At 66.8% G+C, this 24,851-nt stretch carries 11 protein-coding genes, 1 tRNA gene and 3 rRNA genes; 2 read left to right on the top strand and 13 right to left on the bottom strand.

Translation table 11 applies throughout. The annotated features are described in order from the left end of the window. Nucleotides 1–159 precede the first annotated feature (159 nt). The gene (locus tag ACYQ8Q_RS32975) at nucleotides 160–5,604 is read right to left on the bottom strand and encodes a HAMP domain-containing protein (protein WP_460070160.1); all 5,445 of its coding nucleotides are present in this window, start codon (nucleotides 5,602–5,604) and stop codon (nucleotides 160–162) included. 387 nt (nucleotides 5,605–5,991) lie between these two features. On the opposite strand from ACYQ8Q_RS32975, the gene ACYQ8Q_RS32970 reads away from it, so the two are divergent. Beyond that, nucleotides 5,992–8,730 (top strand): SpoIIE family protein phosphatase, encoded by a 2,739-nt coding sequence (locus ACYQ8Q_RS32970; protein WP_460070158.1) that lies wholly within the window; start codon nucleotides 5,992–5,994, stop codon nucleotides 8,728–8,730. A 37-nt stretch (nucleotides 8,731–8,767) separates the two neighbouring features. On the opposite strand, the gene ACYQ8Q_RS32965 is transcribed toward ACYQ8Q_RS32970, so the two are convergent. From ACYQ8Q_RS32965 to thyX, 8 genes are all read right to left on the bottom strand, one after another. Continuing rightward, a tRNA-Thr gene (locus tag ACYQ8Q_RS32965) sits at nucleotides 8,768–8,840 on the bottom strand. A 74-nt stretch (nucleotides 8,841–8,914) separates the two neighbouring features. Then, complete coding sequence (locus ACYQ8Q_RS32960) at nucleotides 8,915–9,577, bottom strand: DegT/DnrJ/EryC1/StrS family aminotransferase (RefSeq protein WP_460073589.1); 663 nt, start codon at nucleotides 9,575–9,577, stop codon at nucleotides 8,915–8,917. Nucleotides 9,578–9,691: 114 nt separating this feature from the next. After that, nucleotides 9,692–9,808 (bottom strand): 5S ribosomal RNA (gene rrf / locus ACYQ8Q_RS32955). An 88-nt stretch (nucleotides 9,809–9,896) separates the two neighbouring features. Beyond that, nucleotides 9,897–13,018, bottom strand: a 23S ribosomal RNA gene (locus tag ACYQ8Q_RS32950). Nucleotides 13,019–13,288: 270 nt separating this feature from the next. Continuing rightward, nucleotides 13,289–14,814 (bottom strand): 16S ribosomal RNA (locus ACYQ8Q_RS32945). The 16S, 23S and 5S rRNA genes sit together here, the layout of an rRNA operon. A 529-nt stretch (nucleotides 14,815–15,343) precedes the next feature. Further along, a complete protein-coding gene (locus tag ACYQ8Q_RS32940) occupies nucleotides 15,344–17,029 on the bottom strand; it encodes a ribonuclease J (protein WP_460070156.1) in 1,686 nt (561 codons plus the stop codon). A gap of 128 nt (nucleotides 17,030–17,157) precedes the next feature. Further along, nucleotides 17,158–18,057, bottom strand: a complete 900-nt coding sequence (dapA, locus tag ACYQ8Q_RS32935; RefSeq protein WP_460070154.1) for a 4-hydroxy-tetrahydrodipicolinate synthase — start codon at nucleotides 18,055–18,057, stop codon at nucleotides 17,158–17,160. Nucleotides 18,058–18,269: 212 nt separating this feature from the next. Next, nucleotides 18,270–19,010, bottom strand: a complete 741-nt coding sequence (thyX, locus tag ACYQ8Q_RS32930) for an FAD-dependent thymidylate synthase (protein WP_460070152.1) — start codon at nucleotides 19,008–19,010, stop codon at nucleotides 18,270–18,272. A gap of 276 nt (nucleotides 19,011–19,286) precedes the next feature. Here thyX and ACYQ8Q_RS32925 point away from each other — a divergent pair, with 276 nt between their 5' ends. Then, the gene (locus ACYQ8Q_RS32925) at nucleotides 19,287–19,841 is read left to right on the top strand and encodes a hypothetical protein (protein WP_460070151.1); all 555 of its coding nucleotides are present in this window, start codon (nucleotides 19,287–19,289) and stop codon (nucleotides 19,839–19,841) included. 83 nt (nucleotides 19,842–19,924) lie between these two features. Here the strand turns inward: ACYQ8Q_RS32925 and ACYQ8Q_RS32920 are convergent, their stop codons facing one another. The 4 genes from ACYQ8Q_RS32920 to ACYQ8Q_RS32905 are packed head-to-tail and all read right to left on the bottom strand — an operon-like array spanning nucleotide 19,925 to nucleotide 24,772. After that, on the bottom strand, nucleotides 19,925–20,380 hold the full coding sequence (locus ACYQ8Q_RS32920) for a hypothetical protein (RefSeq protein ID WP_460070149.1): 456 nt from the start codon (nucleotides 20,378–20,380) through the stop codon (nucleotides 19,925–19,927). 14 nt (nucleotides 20,381–20,394) lie between these two features. Beyond that, on the bottom strand, nucleotides 20,395–21,147 hold the full coding sequence (gene dapB / locus ACYQ8Q_RS32915; protein ID WP_460070147.1) for a 4-hydroxy-tetrahydrodipicolinate reductase: 753 nt from the start codon (nucleotides 21,145–21,147) through the stop codon (nucleotides 20,395–20,397). Nucleotides 21,148–21,173: 26 nt separating this feature from the next. Continuing rightward, nucleotides 21,174–22,553: a M16 family metallopeptidase gene (locus ACYQ8Q_RS32910; RefSeq protein WP_460070145.1), complete on the bottom strand. Its 1,380-nt coding sequence runs from the start codon at nucleotides 22,551–22,553 to the stop codon at nucleotides 21,174–21,176. Next, nucleotides 22,550–24,772 carry a polyribonucleotide nucleotidyltransferase gene (locus ACYQ8Q_RS32905; RefSeq protein WP_460070143.1) on the bottom strand — a complete coding sequence of 741 codons (2,223 nt, stop codon included), beginning with the start codon at nucleotides 24,770–24,772 and terminating at the stop codon, nucleotides 22,550–22,552. Before ACYQ8Q_RS32905 ends, ACYQ8Q_RS32910 begins: the two co-directional genes overlap by 4 nt. Nucleotides 24,773–24,851: the final 79 nt, after the last annotated feature.

Here is a 24,851-nt window from a genome sequence, read left to right as displayed (position 1 = left end):
TCGCCACACCCTGTCACCGTGATGTCACTGTGCACGTAGCAGGAACGCGGCAGGAGACCAGAAGGTTCCCCGATCCGCGCCCCGCCATGCACCCCGGCACGCCCTTGGTCGGCAACTTCTCACGTCTTCCGCCGCATTCCGTCACATACGCCCATCCGGTCACACTCCGCGCATCCACTGCTCCATCACCGACAGCAGATGATCAGGATCGACCGGCTTCGTGACGTAGTCGGAAGCACCCGACTCGATCGCCTTCTCCCGGTCGCCCTTCATCGCCTTCGCCGTCAGCGCGATGATCGGCAGGCCCGAGAACTGCGGCATCCGGCGGATCGCCGTCGTCGTCGCGTAGCCGTCCATCTCGGGCATCATGATGTCCATCAGGACGACCGTCACGTCGTCGTGCTGCTCCAGGACCTCGATGCCCTCGCGGCCGTTCTCCGCGTACAGCACGGACAGACCGTGCTGCTCCAGAACGCTGGTCAGCGCGAACACATTGCGGATGTCGTCGTCGACGATCAGCACCTTCTCACCGCCGAAGCGGATGGCCCGCGGCCCCTGCGGCGCCGGCCAGTGCGCCGCCTCACCCACCTGCTCGCCGCCGTTCACCGAACGCCGCCGACGCCGGAACAGCGCGGCCGCGCCGTTCTGGGTCTCCTGGTACGACTTCACCTCGGCCGGCGTCACGATCTCCGCCTCGCCCAGCTCCGACAGCTCGATCGCCCCGTTCTCCGAGGCCACCAGGTCACCGGCCTCCAGCGCGGGCACGATCTGCTGGTAGCCCTGCGGCGGAAGCTCGCTGGGGTGCAGCGGCAGATACAGCGTGAACGTCGACCCGCGCCCCGGCTCGCTCTGCGCGTGGATCTCCCCGCCGAGCAGCTGCGCGATCTCCCGCGAGATCGACAGTCCCAGGCCCGTACCCCCGTACTTGCGGCTGGTCGTGCCGTCCGCCTGCTTGAACGCCTCGAAGATCACCCGCATCTTGCTCGCCGCGATCCCGATGCCCGTGTCGGTCACCGAGAACGCGATCATCGGCGCGTCCGGATCCGTCAGCGAACCGGCCTCCAGCAACTGCTCCCGGATCGCCACCGGCACATCCGCGCCGGCCGGCCGGATCACCAGCTCCACCGACCCGGAGTCGGTGAACTTCACCGCGTTGGACAGCAGATTGCGCAGCACCTGCAACAGCCGCTGCTCATCCGTGTGCAGCGTGGCCGGCAGCTCCGGCGACACCCGCACGGACAGATCCAGGCCCTTCTCCGCGGTCAGCGGCCGGAAGGTCGCCTCCACGTAGTCCACGAGCTGCACCAGCGCGATCCGCGTCGGCGAGACGTCCATCTTGCCCGCCTCGACCTTCGACAGGTCCAGGATGTCGTTGATCAGCTGAAGCAGATCGGAACCCGCCCCGTGGATCGTCTCGGCGAACTCGACCTGCTTGGGCGAGAGGTTGCCCTCTGCGTTGTCCGCGAGCAGCTTCGCCAGGATCAGCAGCGAGTTCAGCGGCGTCCGCAGCTCGTGCGACATGTTCGCGAGGAACTCGCTCTTGTAGCGCATCGACACCGCGAGCTGCTCGGCACGCTCCTCCAGGACCTGCCGCGCCTCCTCGATCTCGGTGTTCTTCACCTCGATGTCCCGGTTCTGCTGGGCCAGCAGCTCGGCCTTCTCCTCCAGCTCCGCGTTGGACGCCTGGAGGGCCTTCTGCCGCTGCTCCAACTCCACCGACCGCTCACGGAGTTGCTCGGTCAGCTCCTGCGACTGCTTCAGCAGCAGCTCCGTCTTGGTGTTGACGGAGATCGTGTTGACGCTGGTCGCGATCATCTCGGCGAGCTGGTTGAGGAAATCCTTCTGGATCTGTGTGAACGGCGCGAAGGACGCCAGCTCGATCACCCCGAGCACCTGGCCCTCGAACAGCACCGGCAGCACGATCACCTGCGCGGGCGGCGCCTCACCGAGCCCGGAGGAGATCTTCAGATAGCCGCTCGGCGCGTTCTCCACCAGGATCGTGCGCTTCTCCTCGGCGGCCGTCCCCACCAGCGCCTCACCCGGCCGGAACGAGGTCGGCATCGACCCCATCGAATAGCCGTACGACCCCAGCATCCGCAGCTCGTACGGGTCGTCCGTGCCCTCCGGCGAGGGCATCGCCAGGAAGAACGCGCCGTGCTGCGCGGCCACCAGCGGCGGCAGCTCACTCATGATCAGCGAGGCCACGTCCTCCAGGTCGCGCCGCCCCTGCATGAGCGCCGACACGCGCGCGAGGTTGCCCTTGAGCCAGTCCTGCTCCTTGTTGGCGATCGTGGTGTCGCGCAGATTGGCGATCATCTTGTTGATGTAGTCCTGGAGCTCCTGGATCTCACCGGCCGCGTCCACGTCCAGCTTCAGGTTCAGGTCACCCCGGGTCACCGCGGTCGCCGCACGCGCGATGGCCCGCACCTGCCGGGTCAGGTTCCCGGCCATCTCGTTCACGGACTCCGTCAGGTCCCGCCAGGTCCCGTCCACGTCACGCACGCGTGCCTGACCGCCGAGCTGCCCCTCCGTACCCACCTCACGGGCGACCCGGGTGACCTCCTCGGCGAACGACGACAGCTGGTCGACCATCGTGTTGATGGTCGTCTTCAGCTCCAGGATCTCGCCACGCGCGTCGATGTCGATCTTCTTCGTCAGATCACCCTTGGCGATGGCCGTCGTCACCATGGCGATGTTGCGCACCTGGCCGGTCAGGTTCGACGCCATGCCGTTCACGGAGTCGGTGAGGTCCTTCCACGTCCCCGCCACACCCGGTACGTGCGCCTGACCGCCCAGGATGCCGTCCGTACCCACCTCACGGGCCACCTTGGTGACCTGCTCGGCGAACGAGCTCAGCGTCTTCACCATCGTGTTGATGGTGTCGGCGAGCTGCTGGACCTCGCCGCGCGCCTCGATCGTCACCGTCCGCGTCAGATCCCCGTTGGCCACCGCCGCCGCGACCTGCGAGATGTTGCGCACCTGCATGGTCAGGTTCTTGGCCATCAGGTTCACATTGCCGCTGAGGTCCTTCCAGATGCCCGTGATCCCCGGGACATGCGCCTGACCGCCCAGGATGCCCTCGGTGCCCACCTCACGGGCCACCCGGGTCACCTGCTCGGCGAAGGACGACAGCTGGTCCACCATCGTGTTCACGGTGGTCACCAGCTCGAGGATCTCGCCCTTCGCGTCGACCGTGATCTTCTTCGACAGATCGCCCTTGGCGACCGCCGTCGTGACCTCGGCGATCTGACGCACCTGGATGGTCAGGTTGTTCGCCATGAAGTTCACCGACTGGGTGAGGTCCTTCCAGGTACCGGAGACCCCCTGCACCTCGGCCTGACCGCCGAGCTGCCCCTCCGTACCGACCTCACGGGCGACCCTGGTGACCTCCTGGGCGAAGGACGACAGCTGGTCGACCATCGTGTTCAGGGTGTTCTTCAGCTCCAGGATCTCCCCGCGCGCGTCCACGGTGATCTTCTGGGACAGGTCACCCCGGGCCACCGCCGTGGCGACCTGCGCGATGTTGCGCACCTGGGCGGTGAGGTTGCCGGCCATGCCGTTCACCGAGTCGGTCAGGTCCCGCCACACACCGGCCACACCCGGCACCTGCGCCTGACCGCCGAGCCGGCCCTCCGTACCCACGTCCCGCGACACCCGGGTCACCTGGTCGGCGAACGCGGAGAGCTGGTCGACCATCGTGTTGATGGTGTTCTTCAGCTCCAGGATCTCCCCGCGCGCGTCCACGTCGATCTTCTGCGACAGGTCACCGCGCGCCACCGCCGTCGTCACCTGGGCGATCTGCCGCACCTGGGAGGTGAGGTTGCCGGCCATGAAGTTGACGGAGTCCGTCAGCTCCCGCCAGGTGCCCGACACCCCGTCCACCCGCGCCTGACCGCCGAGGCGGCCCTCGGTGCCCACGTCCCGGGCCATCCGCGTCACCTGGTCGGCGAACGACGACAGCTGGTCCACCATCGTGTTCACGGTGTTCTTCAGCTGGAGCATCTCGCCGGAGACGTCGACGGTCACCTTCTGCGACAGATCGCCGTTGGCCACGGCCGTCGTCACCTGGGCGATGTTCCTCACCTGCCCGGTGAGGTTCCTGAACGCCGTGTTGACGGAGTCCGTCAGGTCCTTCCACGTCCCCGCCGCACCCGACACCTGCGCCTGGCCGCCCAGTTCACCCTCGACACCGATCTCGCGCGCCACACGCGTCACTTCGGAACCGAACGCCGACAGCTGGTCCACCATCCCGTTGACGGTGTTCTTCAGCTCCAGCATCTCGCCGGCCACATCCACGGTGACCTTCTGCGACAGATCACCGCTCGCCACGGCCGTCGTCACGGCCGCGATGTCCCGCACCTGCGTGGTGAGATTGCGGAACACCGTGTTGACGGAGTCCGTCAGGTCCTTCCACGTCCCCGCCGCACCGGGCACGTTCGCCTGGCCGCCCAACTGCCCCGCGGCCCCCACCTCGTTGGCCACCCGCGTGACCTCGTCCGCGAAGATCCGCAGCGTCTCGGTCATCTGGTTGATCGTCTCGGCCAGCTGCGCGACCTCACCGCGCGCCGGAACGGTCACCTTCCGCGACAGGTCACCGTTGGCGACCGCCGTCATCACCTCGGACACCCCGCGCACCTGGGCCGTCAGGTTGCCGGCCATGGTGTTCACCGAATCGGTGAGTTCCTTCCACACACCGTCGACCCCCGACACCCGCGCCTGGCCGCCGAGGATGCCGTCGGTGCCCACCTCGCGCGCGACCCGGGTCACCTCCGACGAGAACGCGGAGAGCTGGTCCACCATCGTGTTGACGGTGTTCTTCAGCTCGAGCATCTCGCCCTCGACGTGAACCGTCACCTTCCGCGACAGATCACCCTTGGCCACCGCCGTCGTCACCAGCGCGATGTCCCGCACCTGGGCCGTCAGCCGCTCCGCCATCGTGTTGACGGACTCCGTCAGGTCCTTCCACGACCCGGACATGCCCCGCACCTGCGCCTGGCCGCCCAGCTTGCCCTCGGTGCCCACCTCGCTGGCCACCCGGGTGACCTCGTCGGTGAACGTCGACAGCTGGTCGACCAGGTTGTTGACGGTCCGCCCGACCTTCAGGAACTCCCCGCGCAACGGCTGCCCCGCCGCCCCCTCGGGCGTCTGCGTCCGCAGCTCCATCCGCGGCGACAGATCACCCTCGGCCACCGCCGACAGCACCCGCCCCACCTCGGACACCGGCCGCACGAGATCGTCGACCAGCGCGTTCGAGTGATCGATCGCCGCCGCCCACGAGCCCTCACAGGCACCCGTCTCCAGCCGCTCGGTGAGCTTGCCCTCACGGCCCACCATGCGACGTACGCGCGAAAGCTCACCCGTGAGGTGGAGATTACGGTCCGCCACCTCGTTGAACACGGCCGCGATCTCCGACATCACACCGTCGCCGGACACCGTGAGCCGTTTGCGGAAGTTCCCGTCCCGCATCGACACCAGGGCCGCCAGCAGCCGCTCCAGGGCCGCCGTGTCCACCGTGGTGGTGCCACCGCGCGGCGCGCGCCTGCTCAGGGACGGTCCGCCTTTCGCGCGCGCCTTAGTGCTCCGCGTCGCTGCGCCAGACTCCACTTGTCCCTCCCGCAGGGATTCGACCGTTACGCTGTGCTGAGGTCTTGCTACTTGAAGTTGCCAGTTACCGCAGGGTTTTCCGCCTGATCCAACCAGGCGGACCCCGGGGGCTGCTGCCCCCTGTACTCAGAAGACACCCAGTCTGCCCGGACCTTCACAAGAAGCTTGCCCAGTGTTTCACCCTCTCCGAACCCGGCCATAACAGTTCGGCAGCTTCGCACATCGTCCGCACACCCACAGGCCCTCTTGAGACGGAAACACCAGTGACCGGCATCCGAACGGGCGGGGAAGGTAAGTAACCTTGCATGCGGCTGTCCAGCCGCGCCGGTCCGTCCGGCCTGGGCGGTGGCACGAGGCACGAGCGGGCATCGGAGGGGCGGCCGCAACATGACCACCGGACTGATCCCGGGGGGACAGCCCCCGGACCCCCGGCCTTCCGGCCTGCGCCCGCCGCAGCAGCGGCGTGACCAGGGCGGCCAGGGATCCCCCCACGTCGACGACCGGCCGAGGAGTTCCGTGATCACCGCGCGCGCGGCTGCCAGCTTCGAGCCCGTCGGGCGATCCGTCGCGACCGCCCGTTCGTTCGTCCGCGACACCCTCCAGGGGTGGGGTTTCGCCGACATCGTCGACGACGCCGTCGTCCTCACGAGCGAACTGGTGACGAACGCGGTCGTGCACGCGGGCACGCACGCCGACGTCCTGTGCCTGCGCTCCGAGGACGGCGTACGCATCGAGGTGGGCGACCGCTACCCGGAACGCGAGATCCCCCTCCAGGGCTCCCCCGCCACCATGGGCAGCCCCGACCGCGAAGGCGGCCGCGGCCTCCAGCTCTGCGCGGCCATCGCCACCCGCTGGGGCGTCGAGTACACCCCCACCCACAAACAGGTCTGGTTCCAACTCGACCTCCCCGACCGCCCGGTGGGCACGCGCACCGCCGGCCCGTCCCTCCCGGCCGACCTCCTTCCGCTCGCCGACAGCCGCGTCCGCGTCGCGGTCGTCCAGATCGACCGCGCCGGCGCCGTCTCCGCGTGGAACGAGGACGCGGAGGAACTCTTCGGCTACGCCGCCGACCAGGTCACCGGCAAGCCCCTCACCGACCTCGCCGCCTGGCCGCACACCCCCGGCACCGGCACCGGCATCGCCGAGGCCCTCCAGCTCTCCCGCTGGGAGGGCAGTTACGGCATCCGCGGCGCCTCGGGCCGGGTCACCCCGGTGTACGCCTCCCACCTCCGCGTCCGCGACACCGACGGCGAACCCTCCACGGTCTGCCTCCTGGTCCGCGACCACGAACGCGCCGTCCTGCAGACCCCGTCGCGCCTGCCCGCCTCCGACACCGCCCCCGCGGACGGCCAGAGCGCCGATCCCTTCGAGGTCTTCATCGGCTCCCCCGCCCCGGACGACCTCGACGGCCTCCTCCAGCGCACCGTGGAACGCGCCCGCGACATGCTCGACGGCGACTCCGCCTTCCTGCTCCTCGCCACCGACGACGAGACCGAGCTGGAGGTCCGCGCCTCCACCGGTCTGCCCTCGGCCCGCCAGCGCTTCGCCCGCGTGCCCGTCGAGGCGGGCCCCGGCCGCTACGGCTCGGCCCGTATGCCGGCCGTCCACGAGGACCTGCTGGCCGTCCCCGGCGCCGTCCCCCTGCTGAACGGCACCGGAATGCGCTCGGTCGTCACGGTCCCCCTGAAGGTGGAGGGCCGCCTCACCGGTTCCCTCGGCGTCGCGGCGGAGGGACCCGGCCGCTACTCCAACGAGGAGGCCCTGCGCCTGCAGTTCGCGGCCGACCGCATCGCCCTCGCCGTGGAGTCGGCCCGCCTCGGCGAACTGGAGCGGCTGCGCCGGGGCTCCCTCAGCTTCCTCGTCGAGGCCTCCGACCTCCTCGCCGGCACCCTCGACCGCGACCAGACCCTGGCCCTGATGGCCCAGATGACCGTCCCCACCCTGGCGACCTGGTGCGCGGTCTACACGATCGCCGACCAGGCCTCCGACCCGTACCTGTCCTACGTCCTGCACGAGGACGAGGAACTCATCGACGGCATCAAGTCGTTGCTCTCCAAGATCGCCCCGCCCGACCCGGTCCCCACCCCGGGCGCCCGCGTCTGGGCGGCCCCCGGCGAGGCCGCGCACGAGGCGGCCCTGCGCAGCTCGATGCGCAGCCTGGGCCTGACCGGCGGCCCCACCCACCAGGTGTCCTCCGGTATCGGGCCCACCCTCGCCACGGCCTCCGCGGTCGGCGGCGAGACGGTCGTCCTTCCCCTGGTCGCCCGCAACCGTGTCATCGGCATGCTGACCCTCGGCAAGCCCACCGACGAACACTTCCGCCAGGAGATCCTGGAACTGGCCGAGGACTTGAGCCGCCGGGCCGCCCTCGCCCTCGACAACGCCCGTCTCTACTCCGAGCGGACGGCCATCAGCCAGTCCCTCCAGCGCAGCCTGCTGCCCCCGGGCCTCCCCGACATCGACGGCGTCGAGGTCGACGTCATCTACCGCGCGGCCGGCGAGGGCAACGAGGTCGGAGGCGACTTCTACGACGTCTTCCCGATCAGCGACGGCGCCTACGGCTTCGCCATCGGCGACGTCTGCGGCACGGGCCCGCACGCGGCCGCCGTGACCGGCCTGGCCCGCCACGCCCTGCGCCTGCTGGCCCGCGAGGGCCTCAGCGGCCCGGCGGTCCTGGAGCGCCTCAACTCGGCCATCCTCGACGAGGGCGCCCGCAGCCGCTTCCTGACCCTCCTCTACGGCGAGATGCGCCCGCGGCCCGACGGCAGCGCGGAGCTGAAGGTGGTCTGCGCCGGTCACCCCCTCCCGCTGCGGCTGCGCCAGGACGGCACGGTCGAGCCCGCCGCCGAGCCACAGCCGCTCCTCGGTGTCATCGAGGACCTGGAGCTGTACGAGCAGACGGTCACCCTCGATCCGGGCGACGTCCTGTTGTGTGTCACGGACGGTGTCACCGAGCGCCGTGAGGGCACGCGCATGCTGGGCGACGACGGTCTGACCGACGTCCTGTCGACCTGTACGGGGCTCACGGCCGGCGCGGTCGCGGCCCGCATCATGCGCGCGGTCGAACGCTTCGCCTCGGACGCCCCGTCCGACGACATGGCGATCCTGGCCATGCGGGTGGCATGAGAAAACCCCCGCCCGAAAGGGCGAGGGTTTTTTCTTGAGCCCCCTAACGGAATCGAACCGTTGACCTTCTCCTTACCATGGAGACGCTCTGCCGACTGAGCTAAGGGGGCCGGTTGCTCTCGGGGTTTCCCCCGTGGCAACGAAACAGATCGTACCCCGAACGAGCCCGTGTTCCCAAACTCGTTCAGAAGGCCGGTTGCAGCAGCCCGCCGAGCGCATTGCAGGCAGCCACGATCCGCTGCATGTCCCGCTTCGTCAGCGAGGCGTCCACCGGCAGGGCCAGCGTCTCGTCCGCGGCCAGCTCGGTCTCCGGCAGCGACACACAGCGCCGGAACTCGGGCAGCCGGTGCAACGGGGTCTTCACCGGCACCCGGCATTCAACTCCCCTGCCCCGCAAAGCCCGGGCGAAGGCGTCCCGGTCGGGCCGGCCGTTCCCGGGGACCCGCACGACGTACTGCTGGTACGAGTGCCCGTCCCCGCTGTCGGGCGTCCGCACGCCGCGCAGCCGGGCATCGAGGTAGGCCGCCCGCTCCCGCCGCCGCGCGATCTCGTCGTACGGGGCCTCGGACTCCGCCTGCTCCAGCACCAGCAGCCCGTGCCGCTGCCCGACCCCGAGCAACCGCGGCACATCGGCCGGCCGCCCGAAGCGGTGTACGACAACGACGGCCGCCGTGCGCGGAGTTACGACCGCTTCGACAGCGGCCGCGTCCAGGCAGTAGGTCACCGGATCCACGTCGGCGAACACGGGCAGCGCACCCGCGAGGGCGACGGCCCCGGCGACCTCGGCGTTCCCGAAGGCCGGCACGATGACCTCGTCACCGACTCCGACCCCTGCGGCCCTGAGCATTGCAGCAGTACCCATGCTGTGGATGCTGCGGGCGCAAGTTGAACTTCAAGTGAAGGCAAACAAAAAAGGGTTGGGCCCTGAACCGAAGTTCAGAACCCAACCCTTTGAATGATTGTTCGGCGGTGTCCTACTCTCCCACAGGGTCCCCCCTGCAGTACCATCGGCGCTGTGAGGCTTAGCTTCCGGGTTCGGAATGTAACCGGGCGTTTCCCTCACGCTATGACCACCGAAACACTATGAAACTGTTTCAGCCGCACCACGCTGTGGCAACGTGGGGCCGTTCGTGGTTTCAGAACCAACACAGTGGACGCGAGCAACTGAGGACAAGCCCTCGGCCTATTAGTACCGGTCACCTCCACACATTACTGTGCTTCCAGATCCGGCCTATCAACCCAGTCGTCTACTGGGAGCCTTACCCCATCAAGTGGGTGGGAATACTCATCTCGAAGCAGGCTTCCCGCTTAGATGCTTTCAGCGGTTATCCCTCCCGAACGTAGCCAACCAGCCATGCCCTTGGCAGAACAACTGGCACACCAGAGGTTCGTCCGTCCCGGTCCTCTCGTACTAGGGACAGCCCTTCTCAATATTCCTGCGCGCGCAGCGGATAGGGACCGAACTGTCTCACGACGTTCTAAACCCAGCTCGCGTACCGCTTTAATGGGCGAACAGCCCAACCCTTGGGACCGACTCCAGCCCCAGGATGCGACGAGCCGACATCGAGGTGCCAAACCATCCCGTCGATATGGACTCTTGGGGAAGATCAGCCTGTTATCCCCGGGGTACCTTTTATCCGTTGAGCGACGGCGCTTCCACAAGCCACCGCCGGATCACTAGTCCCGACTTTCGTCCCTGCTCGACCCGTCGGTCTCACAGTCAAGCTCCCTTGTGCACTTACACTCAACACCTGATTGCCAACCAGGCTGAGGGAACCTTTGGGCGCCTCCGTTACTCTTTAGGAGGCAACCGCCCCAGTTAAACTACCCATCAGACACTGTCCCTGATCCGGATCACGGACCCAGGTTAGACATCCAGCACGACCAGAGTGGTATTTCAACGACGACTCCACAACCACTGGCGTGGCCGCTTCAAAGTCTCCCACCTATCCTACACAAGCCGAACCGAACACCAATATCAAACTGTAGTAAAGGTCCCGGGGTCTTTCCGTCCTGCTGCGCGAAACGAGCATCTTTACTCGTAGTGCAATTTCACCGGGCCTATGGTTGAGACAGTCGAGAAGTCGTTACGCCATTCGTGCAGGTCGGAACTTACCCGACAAGGAATTTCGCTACCTTAGGATGGTTATAGTTACCACCGCCGTTTACTGGCGCTTAAGTTCTCAGCTTCGCCACACCGAAATGTGACTAACCGGTCCCCTTAACGTTCCAGCACCGGGCAGGCGTCAGTCCGTATACATCGCCTTACGGCTTCGCACGGACCTGTGTTTTTAGTAAACAGTCGCTTCTCGCTGGTCTCTGCGGCCACCCCCAGCTCGGAGAGCAAGTCCCCTCACCAGGCGTGGCCCCCCTTCTCCCGAAGTTACGGGGGCATTTTGCCGAGTTCCTTAACCATAGTTCACCCGAACGCCTCGGTATTCTCTACCTGACCACCTGAGTCGGTTTAGGGTACGGGCCGCCATGAAACTCGCTAGAGGCTTTTCTCGACAGCATAGGATCATCCACTTCGCCACAATCGGCTCGGCATCAGGTCTCAGGCTGTATGAACGGCGGATTTGCCTACCGTTCGCCCTACACCCTTACCCCGGGACAACCACCGCCCGGGCTGGACTACCTTCCTGCGTCACCCCATCACTCACCTACTACCACCTTGGATCAGCGGCTCCACCACTCCCCTTTGCCCGAAGGCTCCGGGGCGGCTTCACGGCCTTAGCATTAATGGGTTCGATGTTTGACGCTTCACAGCGGGTACCGGAATATCAACCGGTTATCCATCGACTACGCCTGTCGGCCTCGCCTTAGGTCCCGACTTACCCTGGGCAGATCAGCTTGACCCAGGAACCCTTAGTCAATCGGCGCACACGTTTCTCACGTGTGAATCGCTACTCATGCCTGCATTCTCACTCGTGAACCGTCCACAACTACCTTCCGGTGCTGCTTCACCCGGCACACGACGCTCCCCTACCCATCACAGCACCCGTTGGGGCTTATCGCTGCAATGACACGACTTCGGCGGTACGCTTGAGCCCCGCTACATTGTCGGCGCGGAATCACTAGACCAGTGAGCTATTACGCACTCTTTCAAGGGTGGCTGCTTCTAAGCCAACCTCCTGGTTGTCTCTGCGACTCCACATCCTTTCCCACTTAGCGTACGCTTAGGGGCCTTAGTCGATGCTCTGGGCTGTTTCCCTCTCGACCATGGAGCTTATCCCCCACAGTCTCACTGCCGCGCTCTCACTTACCGGCATTCGGAGTTTGGCTAAGGTCAGTAACCCGGTAGGGCCCATCGCCTATCCAGTGCTCTACCTCCGGCAAGAAACACACGACGCTGCACCTAAATGCATTTCGGGGAGAACCAGCTATCACGGAGTTTGATTGGCCTTTCACCCCTAACCACAGGTCATCCCCCAGGTTTTCAACCCTGGTGGGTTCGGTCCTCCACGAAGTCTTACCTCCGCTTCAACCTGCCCATGGCTAGATCACTCCGCTTCGGGTCTTGAGCGTGCTACTGAAACGCCCTGTTCGGACTCGCTTTCGCTACGGCTACCCCACCCGGGTTAACCTCGCAACACACCGCAAACTCGCAGGCTCATTCTTCAAAAGGCACGCAGTCACGAGACACCAGCAAGCTGATGTCCGACGCTCCCACGGCTTGTAGGCACACGGTTTCAGGTACTATTTCACTCCGCTCCCGCGGTACTTTTCACCATTCCCTCACGGTACTATCCGCTATCGGTCACCAGGGAATATTTAGGCTTAGCGGGTGGTCCCGCCAGATTCACACGGGATTTCTCGGGCCCCGTGCTACTTGGGTGTTTCTCAAACGAGCCGTACAGATTTCGACTACGGGGGTCTTACCCTCTACGCCGGACCTTTCGCATGTCCTTCGCCTATCCATACGGTTTCTGACTCGCCGACCAGCCGGCAGACTGATCAAGAGAAATCCCACAACCCCGTATGCGCAACCCCTGCCGGGTCTCACACGCATACGGTTTGGCCTCATCCGGTTTCGCTCGCCACTACTCCCGGAATCACGGTTGTTTTCTCTTCCTGCGGGTACTGAGATGTTTCACTTCCCCGCGTTCCCTCCACACTGCCTATGTGTTCAGCAGCGGGTGACAGCCCATGACGACTGCCGGGTTTCCCCATTCGGAAACCCCCGGATCAAAGCCTGGTTGACGACTCCCCGGGGACTATCGTGGCCTCCCACGTCCTTCATCGGTTCCTGGTGCCAAGGCATCCACCGTGCGCCCTTAAAAACTTGGCCACAGATGCTCGCGTCCACTGTGCAGTTCTCAAACAACGACCAGCCACCCATCACCCCCAACCAGAGGCTGGAGTTCACTGGGGCCGGCATCCGAGGGTTCATTCCCTCAGACACCCAACAGCGTGCCCGACACCCTCGCCCCTCCAACTCGCGTTCCACACCGAAGCAGTACTAGCGACCAGAGCAGGTCAAGAGTGCCGAATAATCAACGTTCCACCCATGAGCAACCACTCCGAGACATTCGCTCGAAGCTGGCTATGTGCTCCTTAGAAAGGAGGTGATCCAGCCGCACCTTCCGGTACGGCTACCTTGTTACGACTTCGTCCCAATCGCCAGTCCCACCTTCGACAGCTCCCTCCCACAAGGGGTTGGGCCACCGGCTTCGGGTGTTACCGACTTTCGTGACGTGACGGGCGGTGTGTACAAGGCCCGGGAACGTATTCACCGCAGCAATGCTGATCTGCGATTACTAGCAACTCCGACTTCATGGGGTCGAGTTGCAGACCCCAATCCGAACTGAGACAGGCTTTTTGAGATTCGCTCCACCTCACGGTTTCGCAGCTCTTTGTACCTGCCATTGTAGCACGTGTGCAGCCCAAGACATAAGGGGCATGATGACTTGACGTCGTCCCCACCTTCCTCCGAGTTGACCCCGGCGGTCTCCTGTGAGTCCCCATCACCCCGAAGGGCATGCTGGCAACACAGGACAAGGGTTGCGCTCGTTGCGGGACTTAACCCAACATCTCACGACACGAGCTGACGACAGCCATGCACCACCTGTACACCGACCACAAGGGGGCGACCATCTCTGGCCGTTTCCGGTGTATGTCAAGCCTTGGTAAGGTTCTTCGCGTTGCGTCGAATTAAGCCACATGCTCCGCTGCTTGTGCGGGCCCCCGTCAATTCCTTTGAGTTTTAGCCTTGCGGCCGTACTCCCCAGGCGGGGAACTTAATGCGTTAGCTGCGGCACCGACGACGTGGAATGTCGCCAACACCTAGTTCCCACCGTTTACGGCGTGGACTACCAGGGTATCTAATCCTGTTCGCTCCCCACGCTTTCGCTCCTCAGCGTCAGTAATGGCCCAGAGATCCGCCTTCGCCACCGGTGTTCCTCCTGATATCTGCGCATTTCACCGCTACACCAGGAATTCCGATCTCCCCTACCACACTCTAGCTAGCCCGTATCGAATGCAGACCCGGGGTTAAGCCCCGGGCTTTCACACCCGACGTGACAAGCCGCCTACGAGCTCTTTACGCCCAATAATTCCGGACAACGCTTGCGCCCTACGTATTACCGCGGCTGCTGGCACGTAGTTAGCCGGCGCTTCTTCTGCAGGTACCGTCACTTTCGCTTCTTCCCTGCTGAAAGAGGTTTACAACCCGAAGGCCGTCATCCCTCACGCGGCGTCGCTGCATCAGGCTTTCGCCCATTGTGCAATATTCCCCACTGCTGCCTCCCGTAGGAGTCTGGGCCGTGTCTCAGTCCCAGTGTGGCCGGTCGCCCTCTCAGGCCGGCTACCCGTCGTCGCCTTGGTGAGCCATTACCTCACCAACAAGCTGATAGGCCGCGGGCTCATCCTTCACCGCCGGAGCTTTCGACCCTCACAGATGCCTGCGAGAGTGATATCCGGTATTAGACCCCGTTTCCAGGGCTTGTCCCAGAGTGAAGGGCAGATTGCCCACGTGTTACTCACCCGTTCGCCACTAATCCACCCCGAAGGGCTTCATCGTTCGACTTGCATGTGTTAAGCACGCCGCCAGCGTTCGTCCTGAGCCAGGATCAAACTCTCCGTGAATGTTTACCGGTCATCCGGTGCACACATCACGAGAGCGGAACAGTCGGAGGAATGATCCGACCGTTCACAGCGTCCTCGCTGTGTTTTTTCAAAGGAACCTCATCCTCGGCTATCACTGCCGGGGACGGGGTATCAACTAATCTGGCGTTGATTTTTGGCACGCTGTTGAGTTCTCAAGGAACGAAAGCTTCCTTTGTACTTGCCTGAGAGACTCTCTCAGGTTTTCCTCCGGGCTTCCCTTCGGTCTTGCGTTTCCGACTCTATCAGATCTTTTCTCGATCCGATTTCCTCGGTGCTTTCCAGGTTCCCGCTTTTGTTTCGCGGTTTCCTTTCCGGCGGTTCCGACTTTATCAGAAGTTCTGAGTCGGTTTTCCCGGCCCCTCCCGGTGGGCAGGTCCGGCGCGTGGCGCGGACCGCTTCCCGTTCAGGCGGAGCCGTAAACGTACTGGAGCGGGGCGCCCCGATGCAAATCGAGGCGCCCCGCTCCAGGTTCACACGTACGAGCCGTCGTACACGTGTCGTGCGTCGCTCAGACCTCCACCACGACCGGGAGGATCATCGGCCTGCGGCGATAGTTGTCGGAGACCCACTTGCCCAGGGTGCGGCGGATGAGCTGCTGCAGTTGGTGGGGTTCGACCACACCGTCCTGGGCCGAGCGCTCCAGGACCTCGTTGATCTTCGGGACGACGTCTCCGAAGGCCGAGTCCTCGATGCCGGAGCCGCGGGCCTGGATGTGCGGGCCGCCGGTGATCTTGCCGGTGGAGGAGTCCACGACCACGAAGACCGAGATGATGCCCTCGTCGCCGAGGATCTTCCGGTCCTTCAGCGCCGGCTCGCCGACGTCGCCGACGGAGAGCCCGTCGACGTAGACGTACCCCGCCTGGACCTTGCCGGAGATCTTGGCCTTGCCCTCGACGAGGTCGACGGCGATGCCGTCCTCGGCGATGACGATGCGGTCGTGCGGGACGCCCGTCAGGGCGCCCAGCTCGGCGTTGGCCCGCAGATGGCGCCACTCGCCGTGGACCGGCATCAGGTTCTTCGGGCGGCAGATGTTGTAGAAGTACAGCAGCTCGCCCGCCGAGGCGTGGCCGGAGACATGGACCTTGGCGTTGCCCTTGTGGACGACGTTCGCGCCCCAGCGGGTCAGGCCGTTGATCACGCGGTAGACCGCGTTCTCGTTGCCCGGGATCAGGGACGACGCCAGGATGACCGTGTCGCCGGGGACGATACGGATCTGGTGGTCGCGGTTGGCCATCCGGGACAGCGCGGCCATCGGTTCGCCCTGGGAGCCCGTGCAGACCAGGACCACCTCGTGGTCGGGGAGGTCGTCGAGCGTCTTGACGTCGACCACCAGGCCCGGCGGGACCTTCAGATAGCCGAGGTCCCGGGCGATGCCCATGTTGCGGACCATCGAACGGCCGACGAAGGCGACCCGGCGGCCGTACTCGTGGGCGGTGTCCAGGATCTGCTGGATGCGGTGGACATGGCTGGCGAAGCTGGCCACGATGATCCGCTTGCGGGCGTTCGCGAAGACCGTGCGCAGGACGTTGGAGATGTCCCGCTCGGGCGGCACGAAACCGGGGACCTCGGCGTTCGTCGAGTCGGAGAGGAGAAGGTCGATGCCCTCCTCGCTCAGGCGGGCGAACGCGTGCAGATCCGTGAGACGCCCGTCCAGCGGCAGCTGGTCCATCTTGAAGTCGCCCGTGTGGACCACCATGCCGGCGGGGGTGCGGATCGCGACGGCGAGGGCGTCCGGGATGGAGTGGTTGACGGCGATGAACTCGCAGTCGAAGGGGCCGATGCGCTCGCGGTTCCCCTCCGCCACCTCGAGGGTGTACGGACGGATCCGGTGCTCCTGGAGCTTGGCCTCGATGAGCGCGAGGGTCAGCTTGGAGCCGATCAGCGGGATGTCCGGCTTCTCGCGCAGGAGATAGGGGACGGCCCCGATGTGGTCCTCGTGACCGTGGGTGAGGACGATGCCCTCGATGTCGTCCAGCCGGTCACGGATGGACGAGAAGTCGGGCAGGATCAGGTCGATCCCGGGCTGCTCCTCCTCGGGGAAGAGCACTCCGCAATCGACGATCAGCAGACGGCCGCCGAACTCGAAGACCGTCATGTTGCGGCCGATCTCGCCGAGGCCGCCGAGTGGGGTGACCCGCAGGCCGCCCTTGGGGAGCGGCGGCGGCGGGCTCAGTTCCGGATGCGGATGACTCAAAAGACTCTCCTCAAACACGCGCGCCACGTACCGGTAGGGCACGTGGCGCGCGTGACGTTCGTGCAGAAGCAGTTGTCGTTGTGGGTGCAGGCACCGGTGTCCTGCCTATTCAGTTGTGAAGTCCGTTGTCAGAGCTGTACCCCGCCCGCGGCAAGATCGATCTTGAGCTGCCCGATCTCTTCCGGCGAGCATTCGACCATGGGAGAGCGCAGCGGACCGGCGGGCAGACCCTGCAGGGCGAGCGCGGCCTTGGTGGTCATGACGCCCTGGGTGCGGAACATGCCCGTGTAGACCGGGAGCAGCTTCTGGTGGATCTCGGTGGCCTTCTGGACGTCACCGGCGACGAACGCGTCCACGAGGGCGCGCAGGTCGGGCGTGACGACATGGCCGACGACCGAGACGAAGCCGACCGCGCCCACGGAGAGCAGCGGGAGGTTCAGCATGTCGTCGCCGGAGTACCAGGCGAGGCCGGTGCGCGCGATGGCCCAGCTCGCGCGGCCGAGGTCGCCCTTGGCGTCCTTGTTGGCGACGATCCGGGGGTGCTCGGCGAGGCGGACGAGCGTCTCGGTGCTGATCGGGACGCCGCTGCGGCCGGGGATGTCGTAGAGCATGACCGGCAGCTCGGCGGCGTCGGCGACGGCCGTGAAGTGCCGGTACAGGCCCTCCTGCGGGGGCTTGTTGTAGTACGGGGTGACGACCAGCAGGCCGTGCGCGCCGGTCTTCTCGGCGGCCTTGGCCAGTTCGACGCTGTGGTGGGTGTCGTTGGTGCCGACACCGGCGACGATGTGGGCCCGGTCGCCGACGGCCTCCAGGACGACTCGTACGAGGTCCGATTTCTCCGCGTCGGTGGTGGTGGGGGACTCACCGGTGGTGCCGTTGATGATCAGGCCGTCGTTGCCTGCGTCCACCAGGTGGGTGGCGAGCCGCTGGGCGCCGTCGAGGTCGAGTGCGCCGTCCGCCGTGAACGGCGTGACCATGGCGGTGAGGACCCGCCCGAAGGGGGTCTGCGGAGTGGAGGTCGGAGCCATGGGTAACACGCTACTCGTTGCTCCCCGTGTGGTCTGCCCTCGGGGGGTTACGAAAAGTCACGACAAATGCGGAGCCCGGTACTGCCTGCTCGGGGGTTCAAGCAGTACCGGGTCCGTTTGATCAGGCTAGATGAACTTCTCTAAATGCCGCAATACGGACACTTCGCGCGGATGACCCGTACATGTGTGCCGGGCAGGAGAACACGCCTTCGTTACGGCGCGACACGACCGTTGGCGTTGAAGGCCGCGTACGTGAGGGGCATGAGCTTCGCCCACTCGGCCTCCATCTTCTCGCCCACCATCTCGATCTCCCGCTGCGGGAACGACGGCACCTTCGCGAGTTCGTGCTGGGTGCGCAGGCCGAGGAAGTGCATCAGCGAGCGGGCGTTGCAGGTGGCGTACATCGAGGAGAAGAGCCCGACGGGCAGGACCGCGCGGGCGACCTCACGGGCGACGCCCTGCGTGAGCATCTCCTGGTAGGCCTCGTACGCCTGGCGGTAGGAGTCCTCCATGGCCTTGCCGACGAACTCGTGCTGCTCGGGGGTGCCCTCGACGAACACGTACTTGCCGGGGCGGCCCTGCTGCACGAGCTTGCGCGAGGTGCCCGGAACGTAGAAGACGGGCTCCAGCTCCCGGTAGCGGCCCGATTCCTCGTTGTACGACCAGCCGACGCGGTGCCGCATGAACTCGCGGAACACGAAGATCGGGGCGCTGATGAAGAAGGTCATCGAGTTGTGCTCGAACGGGCTGCCGTGCCGGTCCCGCATCAGGTAGTTGATCAGGCCCTTGGAGCGCTCGGGGTCCTTCTTCAGCTCGTCCAGGGACTGCTCGCCGGCCGTGGAGACACGGGCGGCCCACAGCACGTCGGAGTCGGACGCGCTGTGCTTGACCAGCTCGACGGTGACGTCGCTCCGGAAGCTGGGGGTGGGGGCGGCGGCGGGGGTGTCGGTCACGGGTCGGAAGGTCCCTTCCATCACTTCTGCGGGCGGCGCCCACTCTACGGGGCCCCGGACTGTGCCCGGTGATGACGTTTTCTTCGCTGGCTGCCGGGGCTCACGATCGTGGTCGCGCTCGTGGGGTCGGTGGTCATCGGGAGGCCGGCGCTGACAGTGGACCACTCCTCCCCGACACAACAGTCACAGCCGTCACAGCAGCCGCAGGCGTCTCAGGAGCACTGACGCGATAGCCTCACCGGGCACAGCCCACGCACGAACGAGTGAGGACCAGCCGTGCCCCTGCCCTTTCTGACGGCCGAGCGCCCGTTCGAGACAGCGGACGATGTCGCGCTGCCCTTCGAGGACCGTGAGCGCTGGCGGCGCCCCTACCGGCCCGGCCCGTGGCGGGTCGTGGCGGCCGCGCTGGCCCTGCTGCTCGCGTCGTACGTGCTGCTCGCGGCGGTCGTCATCGCGCTGACCGGGAAGGGCTCCGACGCCGGCGTCATCCTCGGGATCTCACTGCTGGTGATCGCCGCCGCGCTGCGGCTGCTGCGCATGGGTGTGTGGGTGAGCCCGCGGGGCCTGCGGCACGTGCGCTTCCTGCTGACGCGGACGGTGCCGTGGGACCGGGTCGCGGTCGTCCGGACGGTGCAGCAGCCGGTGCGCTGGCTGGGCCTGCCGCGCACTGTCCAGGGGCAGGCGCTGCTCCTCGTACGACGGGACCGGCCGGCGGAGGAGACCGCGATGCTGCTGACCACGCACGGGGCGGACTTCCTGGGGCGCTCCGAGGCCTTCGACCGGGCCTCCGACGCCGTCGAGGCGTGGGCGTCGGAGAACGGGCGCGGCTGAGCGCACGACGAGACACGACACGCCGAAGGGGCCGGTCCGCGGAGAGTGCGGGCCGGCCCCTTCGGCGTACGGCGACCGGGTGGTCAGGCCGGTTCGACGCTCTTGCCGTCGTGGAGGCGGATCGCGCGCTGCATCGCCTTGCGGGCGCGCGGGGTGTCACGGGCGTCGTGGTAGGCGACGGCCAGCCGGAACCAGGTGCGCCAGTCCTCGGGGGCCGCCTCGGTCTCGGCCTTGCGCCGGGCGAAGACCTCGTCGGCCGAGCCACGGTCGATCCGGCCGCCCGGGGTGCGCCTCAGCTCGTCGACGGGGAGGCCGCCCTCGGCGTCGAGCGCGGCGGCGAGGGCGTTGGCCCGGCGGACGAACTGGGTGTTCTTCCACAGGAACCAGACGCCGATGACCGGCAGGATCAGCACCGCGATCCCGAAGGTGACGGTGATGACCGTGCCGGACTGGATGAGCATGACGCCGCGGCTGCCGACCAGGACGAAGTAGAAGACCAGGACGGCGGCCGTGACCGCGTAGGAGAGCTTGGCGCGCATATCGGAAGGGATCTCTAGTTCAGGTCCAGGAAGTGCTCCAGGCCGAAGGTGAGGCCCGGAGTCGTCACCACCCGGCGGGCGCCCAGCAGGATGCCCGGCATGAAGCTGCTGTGGTGGAGGGAGTCGTGGCGGACGGTCAGGGTCTCGCCCTCGCCGCCCAGCAGGATCTCCTGGTGCGCGAGGAGGCCGCGCAGGCGGACGGCGTGCACGGGGACGCCGTCCACGTCCGCGCCGCGGGCGCCGTCCAGGCCCGTCGCCGTGGCGTCCGGGGCCGGGGCGGTGCCGGCCGCGCGGCGGGCCTCGGCGATGAGCTGGGCGGTGCGGGTGGCGGTGCCGGAGGGGGCGTCGACCTTGTTGGGGTGGTGCAGCTCGACGACCTCGACGGACTCGAAGTACGGCGCCGCAATCTGCGCGAACTTCATGGTGAGGACCGCGCCGATGGAGAAGTTCGGTGCGATGAGCACACCGGTCTCCGGCGAGGCGGCCAGCCAGCCGTTCAGCTGCGCGAGGCGCTCCTCGGTCCAGCCCGTCGTCCCGACGACGGCGTGGATGCCGTGGCCCACGCAGTACTCGAGGTTCTCCATCACGGAGGCGGGCGTGGTGAGCTCCACGGCGACCTGGGCACCGGTCTCGGCCAGCGTCTCCAGCTTGTCGCCGCGGCCCAGCGCGGCCACCAGCTCCATGTCCTCGGCGGCTTCGACGGCCCGTACCGCCTCGGAACCGATCCGGCCCCTGGCGCCGAGGACCGCCACACGCAGCTTGCTCATCTGTTGTGCTTCCTTACGGGAGTGGATTAGGCGACCGCGTCGTGCAGCCGGGCGGCCTGCTTGTCCTTGAGCGGGCCGATGACCGACAGCGACGGACGCCGTCCCAGGATGTCGCGGGCGACCGAACGGACCTCGTCCGGGGTCACGGCCGCTATCCGGGACAGCATCTCGTCGACGGACATCTGCTCGCCCCAGCACAGCTCGCTCTTGCCGATGCGGTTCATGAGCGCACCGGTGTCCTCCAGGCCGAGCACCGTGGAGCCCCTGAGCTGGCCGATGGCGCGCACGATCTCGTCGTCGGACAGGCCGTTCTGGGCGACGTGGTCGAGTTCGTCGCGGCAGATCCTGAGCACGTCGTGGACCTGCGAGGGGCGACAGCCGGCGTAGACGCCGAACAGGCCGCAGTCGGCGAAGCCGGAGGTGTACGAGTACACGCTGTAGGCCAGGCCGCGCTTCTCGCGGACCTCCTGGAACAGCCGGGAGGACATGCCGCCGCCGAGGGCGGTGTTGAGGACGCCGAGCGCCCAGCGGCGGTCGTCGGTGCGGGCGAGGCCCGGCATGCCGAGGACGACATGGGCCTGCTCGGTCTTGCGGCCGAGGAGTTCGACGCGGCCCGAGGCGCGGATGGTGCGCCGGCCGTCGCGCGGGGCGATGGGGTCGGCGTCCTGGTTCCCGAGGGCGCCCGCCTTCTCGAAGGCCGCGCGGACCTGTCGTACGACCTTCTGGTGGTCGATGTTGCCGGCGGCGGCCACGACCAGGTGCGTCGGGTCGTAGTGCTTCTTGTAGAAGCGGCGGATGCGGTCGGCGGTGAGGGCGTTGACCGTGTCGACGGTGCCGAGGACCGGGCGGCCGAGGGCGTTGTCGCCGAACATCGTGTGCGCGAACAGGTCGTGCACACAGTCGCCGGGGTCGTCCTCGGTCATGGCGATCTCTTCGAGGATCGCGCCGCGTTCGACGTTGACGTCGTCCTCGAGGATGAGCGAGCCGGTCAGCATGTCGCAGACGACGTCGATGGCGAGGGGCAGGTCGGTGTCGAGCACGCGCGCGTAGTAGCACGTGTACTCCTTGGCCGTGAACGCGTTCATCTCGCCGCCGACCGCGTCGATCGCGGAGGAGATGTCCAGCGCCGACCTGCGGGTGGTGCCCTTGAAGAGCAGGTGCTCCAGGTAGTGCGTGGCGCCGTTCAGCGCGGGGGTCTCGTCGCGGGAGCCGACGTGCGCCCAGATGCCGAAGGTCGCGGAGCGGACCGAGGGGAGGGTCTCGGTGACGATGCGCAGGCCGCCCGGAAGGGTGGTCTTGCGGACCGTGCCGATGCCGTTCTCGCCCTTGATCAGGGTTTGGGTACGGGCGACGGCCCGCGCCTCCGAGGAGGTGCGGGCCGTCGCCCTGGAGCTACTCGACGTCACTTGTCGGAGTCGTCCTTCTTGTCTTCGGCGGACTCGTCCTCGCCCTCGATCACGGGGATGAGGGAGAGCTTGCCGCGGGAGTCGATCTCGGCGATCTCGACCTGGACCTTCTGGCCCACGCCGACGACGTCCTCGACGTTCTCCACGCGCTTGCCGCCGGCCAGCTTGCGGATCTGCGAGATGTGCAGCAGACCGTCCTTGCCGGGGAGCAGGGAGACGAACGCGCCGAAGGTGGTGGTCTTGACGACCGTACCCAGGTAGCGCTCGCCGACCTCGGGCATCGTCGGGTTGGCGATGCCGTTGATCGTGGCGCGGGCGGCCTCGGCGGCCGGGCCGTCGGCGGCACCGATGTAGATGGTGCCGTCGTCCTCGATCGTGATCTCGGCGCCGGTGTCCTCCTGGATCTGGTTGATCATCTTGCCCTTCGGGCCGATGACCTCGCCGATCTTGTCGACCGGGATCTTCACGGTGATGATCCGCGGCGCGTTGGGGGACATCTCGTCCGGCGTGTCGATCGCTTCCATCATCACGTCGAGGATGTGGAGGCGGGCGTCACGGGCCTGCTTGAGGGCGGCGGCCAGGACGGAGGCCGGGATGCCGTCCAGCTTGGTGTCGAGCTGGAGGGCGGTGACGAACTCCTTGGTGCCGGCGACCTTGAAGTCCATGTCGCCGAAGGCGTCCTCCGCACCGAGGATGTCGGTGAGGGCGACATAGTGCGTCTCGCCGTTGATCTCCTGGGAGATCAGGCCCATGGCGATACCGGCGACCGGGGCCTTCAGCGGCACACCGGCGTTGAGCAGCGACATGGTGGACGCGCAGACCGAGCCCATGGACGTCGAGCCGTTGGAGCCGAGGGCCTCGGAGACCTGACGGATCGCGTAAGGGAACTCCTCGCGCGTCGGCAGCACCGGCACGATGGCGCGCTCGGCGAGGGCGCCGTGGCCGATCTCGCGGCGCTTGGGGGAGCCCACGCGGCCGGTCTCGCCGACGGAGTACGGCGGGAAGTTGTAGTTGTGCATGTAGCGCTTGCGGGTCACCGGGGAGAGGGTGTCCAGCTGCTGCTCCATCCGGAGCATGTTGAGGGTGGTGACGCCCAGGATCTGGGTCTCGCCACGCTCGAACAGCGCGGAGCCGTGCACCCGCGGGATGGCCTCGACCTCGGCGGCGAGCGTACGGATGTCCGTGACGCCGCGGCCGTCGATGCGCTTCTTCTCCTTGATGACGCGCTCACGGACCAGGGACTTGGTCAGCGAGCGGTACGCGGCGGAGATCTCCTTCTCGCGGCCCTCGAACTCCGGGAGCAGCTTCTCGGCGGCCAGACCCTTGACGCGGTCCAGCTCGGCCTCGCGCTCCTGCTTGCCCGCGATGGTCAGCGCGGAGGCCAGCTCCGGCTTGACGGCGGCGGTCAGCGCCTCCAGGACGTCGTCCTGGTAGTCGAGGAAGGTCGGGAACTCACCGGTCGGCTTGGCGGCCTTCGACGCGAGGTCGGCCTGGGCCCGGCACAGCACCTTGATGAAGGGCTTCGCGGCGTCCAGACCGGCCGCGACGACCTCCTCGGTGGGGGCCTCGGCACCGCCCTTGACCAGCTGGATCGTCTTCTCGGTGGCCTCGGCCTCGACCATCATGATCGCGACGTCGCCGTCCTCCAGGACACGGCCGGCGACGACCATGTCGAAGACGGCGTCCTCGAGCTCGGTGTGCGTCGGGAACGCGACCCACTGGCCGTTGATCAGCGCGACGCGGACGCCGCCGATCGGGCCGGAGAAGGGCAGACCGGCCAGCTGCGTGGACGCGGAGGCGGCGTTGATCGCCACGACGTCGTACAGGTGGTCGGGGTTGAGGGCCATGATCGTGGCGACGACCTGGATCTCGTTGCGCAGGCCCTTCTTGAAGGACGGGCGCAGCGGGCGGTCGATCAGGCGGCAGGTGAGGATCGCGTCCTCGCTCGGCCGGCCCTCGCGGCGGAAGAAGCTGCCGGGGATCTTGCCGGCGGCGTACATCCGCTCCTCGACGTCCACCGTCAGGGGGAAGAAGTCGAGCTGGTCCTTGGGGTTCTTGGAGGCGGTGGTGGCCGACAGCACCATGGTGTCGTCGTCCAGGTAGGCCACGGCCGAGCCGGCGGCCTGGCGGGCCAGGCGGCCCGTCTCGAAGCGGATGGTGCGGGTGCCGAAGGCGCCGTTGTCGATGACGGCCTCGGCGTAGTGGGTCTCGTTCTCCACTAGCGTTTTCTCCGTTACTTGTCGTCTTTTCGTCCCGTGCTGCCCGTGTGGCAGCGGGACGGTGGCGGAGATGCGCGCC

It is taken from the genome of Streptomyces sp. YKOK-I1 (assembly GCF_054660435.1).
This window is presented reverse-complemented; position numbering and strand designations above follow the sequence as displayed.

Excerpts from the sequence above, each read along its gene's own strand:
- ACYQ8Q_RS32960 (WP_460073589.1), bottom strand. The coding sequence starts at position 9,577 with ATGCTCAGGGCCGCAGGGGTCGGAGTCGGTGACGAGGTCATCGTGCCG.
- ACYQ8Q_RS32920 (WP_460070149.1), bottom strand. The coding sequence starts at position 20,380 with ATGCGCGCCAAGCTCTCCTACGCGGTCACGGCCGCCGTCCTGGTCTTC.
- ACYQ8Q_RS32970 (WP_460070158.1), top strand. The coding sequence starts at position 5,992 with ATGACCACCGGACTGATCCCGGGGGGACAGCCCCCGGACCCCCGGCCT.
- dapB (WP_460070147.1), bottom strand. The coding sequence starts at position 21,147 with ATGAGCAAGCTGCGTGTGGCGGTCCTCGGCGCCAGGGGCCGGATCGGT.
- dapA (WP_460070154.1), bottom strand. The coding sequence starts at position 18,057 with ATGGCTCCGACCTCCACTCCGCAGACCCCCTTCGGGCGGGTCCTCACC.